Source organism: Amnimonas aquatica (genome assembly GCF_002943415.1).
Taxonomy (GTDB): Bacteria; Pseudomonadota; Gammaproteobacteria; order Pseudomonadales; family Moraxellaceae; genus Perlucidibaca; species Perlucidibaca aquatica_A.
On record NZ_PTQZ01000340.1, the window covers coordinates 1 to 1,285 of the forward strand.

Consider the following 1,285-nt stretch of genomic DNA (forward strand, 5'->3'; position numbering starts at 1 on the left):
CCAGCCTTTTGTCAGCAACCTCGGCTTCGGCGACATCCGCGAAGTCGCCAAGCAGGACAACTCCGCCGCCAAGAGCATCTTCGACGCGCTCGGCAAGGGCATGGGCCTGGCCAATGCCGGTGGCGCCGCCAGCAGCCGCAGTAGCAACATCGCGGTCACCAACAACCAGGCCTACAGCGAGGCCGCGCTGGACGCCCTGGGCATGGCCACCGGTACCTTCGCCGGCTGGTTCGCCAAGCACCCGGCACCCTGAGCCGCGGGCAACACGAAAAAGGGCCGGTCCGGCAACGGATCGGCCCTTTTTCTTGTCTGCAGGATGCTGCCGGCCTCAGGAACGGCTGTTGTCGGCCACCACGGCCTGCGGCCGGCCGCGCGGCTGGTCGCAGCTGAGCAGGTGCGAGGTCTTCAGCCAGCGCTGGTCGGGATAGTAGGAGAACAGGAACTGGCCGCCCTTGAGGGTGTCGATGAGCTGGCGCGCCACGCCCAGGCGCACCGCCGGGCAGCCCCAGCTGCGGCCGAGGCGGCCCAGGCTGCCGCCGATGCTGTCGTTCACGTAGGGCGCGCCGTGCATGACGATGGCGCGTTCGCGGGCGCGGTCGTTGAAACCGGGCTCGAGGCCGTCGAGCCGCAGCGAGTAGCCGTTGCTGCCGACATAGGTCTCGTCGGTGCGGAACAGGCCGATGCTGCTGGCCAGGCTGCCATTCTCGTTGGAAAAGAAGCGGGTCAGGTTGTCGCCGGAGTTGCGGCCGTGGGCGACCAGCTCGCGGAACATCAGCTTGCGCCGCTCCAGGTCGAAGACCCACAGCCGCGGCTGCAGCGACGGCCGCGAATAGTCGATCACCGCCAGCCGAGATGACGCCGGCATGCCGTCGCGGGTGGCGCACTGCAGCGACTGCAGGGCCAGGCCCAGCACCGAACGGTCGATGTCCGGCGCCGCGCTGGCGAGCGCGCGTCCGAGTTCGGCGGCGGCATCACCACCGGTCTCCGCGTCTGCCGGCGGTGTCATTGCCAGTGGCGACCCGGGCAGCGGAGACACGGCCAGCGGCGACGGCGCTGCCGTGACCGGTCCCGCCGCGAAAAACGGCAGGAGCATCAACCCGACCTGGCGCAGCCGCGTTCTCATGCAGGGACTCCGTGACTTATGCTTGGGGCTCATGCCGGATGCACCCGTTCGGTGCATCCGGTACGCGCGACCTGAATCATCTTCACACTATGGGGCCGCCCGGCGGCCATCTCAAGGGAAAAGGACCGATGACCTCCGGACAACGCCTGACACATCTGCTGC

The 1,285-nt window shown here is 68.7% G+C and carries 2 protein-coding genes; one reads left to right on the forward strand and one right to left on the reverse strand.

What is annotated here, in order from left to right; translation table 11 throughout:
* The coding region (locus C5O18_RS10605) for a hypothetical protein (RefSeq protein ID WP_158249333.1) at positions 1-253 on the forward strand (253 nt) is incomplete at its 5' end.
* A 75-nt stretch (positions 254-328) separates the two neighbouring features.
* On the opposite strand, the gene C5O18_RS09765 is transcribed toward C5O18_RS10605, so the two are convergent.
* Positions 329-1,123: a murein L,D-transpeptidase catalytic domain family protein gene (locus C5O18_RS09765; protein ID WP_105193429.1), complete on the reverse strand. Its 795-nt coding sequence runs from the start codon at positions 1,121-1,123 to the stop codon at positions 329-331.
* Positions 1,124-1,285: the final 162 nt, after the last annotated feature.